The organism is Methanosarcina sp., from assembly GCF_049706645.1.
Taxonomy (GTDB): Archaea; Halobacteriota; Methanosarcinia; order Methanosarcinales; family Methanosarcinaceae; genus Methanosarcina.
The window spans coordinates 1-2,378 of record NZ_JBNAKP010000045.1 but is presented as its reverse complement, the minus strand read 5'-3'; the positions used below and the strand labels follow the sequence as shown (position 1 = coordinate 2,378).

The 2,378-nt window shown below is 36.7% G+C and carries 3 protein-coding genes and 1 pseudogene; 1 reads left to right on the top strand and 3 read right to left on the bottom strand.

Translation table 11 applies throughout. From position 1 onward, the window contains the following. The 3 genes and pseudogenes from ACPK8D_RS14580 to ACPK8D_RS14570 all read right to left on the bottom strand — a co-directional run. Positions 1-185, bottom strand: a pseudogene (locus ACPK8D_RS14580) (arsenite methyltransferase); the annotation flags it as partial. A 271-nt stretch (positions 186-456) separates the two neighbouring features. Continuing rightward, positions 457-1,521 carry an ACR3 family arsenite efflux transporter gene (gene arsB, locus ACPK8D_RS14575; RefSeq protein WP_424718583.1) on the bottom strand — a complete coding sequence of 355 codons (1,065 nt, stop codon included), beginning with the start codon at positions 1,519-1,521 and terminating at the stop codon, positions 457-459. Between the two features lie 56 nt (positions 1,522-1,577). After that, positions 1,578-1,958: an ArsR/SmtB family transcription factor gene (locus ACPK8D_RS14570; RefSeq protein WP_424718582.1), complete on the bottom strand. Its 381-nt coding sequence runs from the start codon at positions 1,956-1,958 to the stop codon at positions 1,578-1,580. A 271-nt stretch (positions 1,959-2,229) separates the two neighbouring features. On the opposite strand from ACPK8D_RS14570, the gene ACPK8D_RS14565 reads away from it, so the two are divergent. Continuing rightward, positions 2,230-2,378 (top strand): DUF6951 family protein (locus tag ACPK8D_RS14565; RefSeq protein WP_424718110.1); only part of this gene is annotated, 149 nt, incomplete at its 3' end.

Sequence of the window (2,378 nt, the reverse complement as noted above, 5' to 3'; positions counted from 1 at the left end):
CCGCACCCAAGACCCAGATTCGCATCCGGAGCAGCTTTAAGATCATTTTCAGAATAGCCAATAGATTTTGACAGATCTGTCGCACTTGAATCTCCGCAACATCCACTAGAACAACAGGATCCGCCTACCATTGCAATTTTTCCGTATGTCTCTTTAATTACTTGCTTCTTTTCATTTGCATCCACAGATATCGCCTTCTCTTTTTATCATTAGTTCTTTGTTAATCTTTAATTGGTCTGGATTTCGCAGATCTTTATACAAGCTGTCTACAAAGTACATTTTCAATCTTTAAACATTGAATAATGCACCGATTAATCATATTTACGATTCTTTGTTATGAATTTATTCAGGAAGGTCTTTACTCATCCCAAATCCCATAACTAGTAGATTTATTTCCATAGGCAGATAGTTCCAGCCGTCAGGAGAAGTTGTTCTCCTTTCAACAAAGATGTAGGATTATTCTCCACACATTTTGAAGGAGATACAATATTTCTTTCTCCAGTAAAGTGCGACATTCACAAGTCCGATCATAACTGGTACTTCAATGAGAGGACCTACTACCGCTGCAAATGCCTGCCCGGAATCGATACCGAAAACCGCCACCGCTACCGCAATTGCCAGTTCAAAATTATTGCTGGCAGCGGTAAAAGAAAGGGATGTTGTCTGTCCGTAGTTTACCCCCAATTTCATAGAGATAAAAAAGGAGATTCCGAACATAATCACGAAATAGATTAAGAGGGGAATTGCAATCCTCACTACGTCTAAAGGCAGGGTAACAATATATTCGCCTTTTAATGAGAACATTACAATAATCGTAAATAGTAGGGCGTAAAGTGAAATCGGACCTATTTTTGGAATGAATTTTCTATCATACCATTCGGCTCCTTTTGAAGGACGCAAGAAGTATCGTGTTAAGAAACCAGCAGCAAAAGGAATTCCTAAATAGATCGCAACGCTTTGAGCAACTTCTCCCATGGATACATGTATTTCCATGCCAGTTAGTCCCAGCCATTCAGGCAACACGGTTATGAAGAAGTAGGCAAAAACCGAGTAAAAAACTAACTGAAAGACGGAATTGAAAGCAACCAGGGCAGCAGCATATTCATTATCTCCATCTGCCAGGGTGTTCCAGACAATCACCATGGCGATACACCTGGCCAGACCAATCAGAATAACGCCTACCATATATTCAGGATAGTCTCTCAAGAATACAATCGCAAGTATAAACATCAAAATAGGACCAATGATCCAATTTTGTAATAAAGATAAACCTAATACTTTATGATTCCTGAATACCACTCCTAGCTCTTCATATTTAACCCGTGCCAGTGGAGGATACATCATAACTATTAACCCAATAGCAATGGGAATGGATGTGGTGCCAATAGATAAACTCTGCAAAAAGTTTGCAAAGCCAGGGAAAATGAAGCCCAGTGTTACACCCGTAAACATAGCCAGAAAGATCCACAATGTTAAGTAGCGATTTAGAAACGACAATTTTGATCCGACTGATTTCTCCAAAGCAGACACCTTATATTTTTTGATAATCGCATACGTTATAAAAATAATTTTTTTAATCAATTGCAAGATCTACCGCTCGCTTTGAGCTTTTCCAATAGCGCTAAATCGTCTTTACAAATGCCTATTTTCTCTATTTCATCGTCAATGACCATTGAGAGGAAAGGGAATCTTATAAAAACATCATCACGGAGTTGATAATATACCCACTGGGATTTTTTTTCAGAGACAATAATTCCTGTCGTTTTCAGTTTATTTAAGTGTCTGGAAGCGTTTGATTGCTTAATGCCTAAAACAGCCTCAATATCACAAACACATAACTCCCCATTTTTTAAAAGATTCAGTATTCTTATCCTATTTTCATCAGCCAGCGCCTTAAATATATAAACAATATCCGTGCACACCACCGCCCATATATGAGTATATGCAAATATACTCATGTGCTATTTAAAGATACTGATTTATGTTTCGCTACTGATTATTAATCCTATGTAGATTAATTATTGAGGTTATCTCATCTATAATTTTGTCACCTCATATCGATATTTACTCCTTCAATTTATCCATTTTATTTAATTTATATAACAAGTGAAATCAAATATCTACTAAATTTGAAGCATTCAAGAAACCTGATATTACTATTTATCCGCTTCAAGTTCTAGTAAGAAGTCCTAAGAAAACTTGCATGATCAAAAAGTAAAAGGTGGCATATTGACCGAAATTATCGTAAATTCCACTATATGTGGGTTTGTTCATACAATCCATGGAAGCAAAAAGGGAAATAAAATTATTATTGACATCGAAACTCCGTGTGAAAAGATAAAGAAATTCTCTCATATGGAAGTTCCCATGACAGAAAT

Bases quoted from the DNA above. Each gene is read 5' to 3' on its own strand.
- ACPK8D_RS14570 (WP_424718582.1), bottom strand. From the start codon at position 1,958: ATGAGTATATTTGCATATACTCATATATGGGCGGTGGTGTGCACGGAT.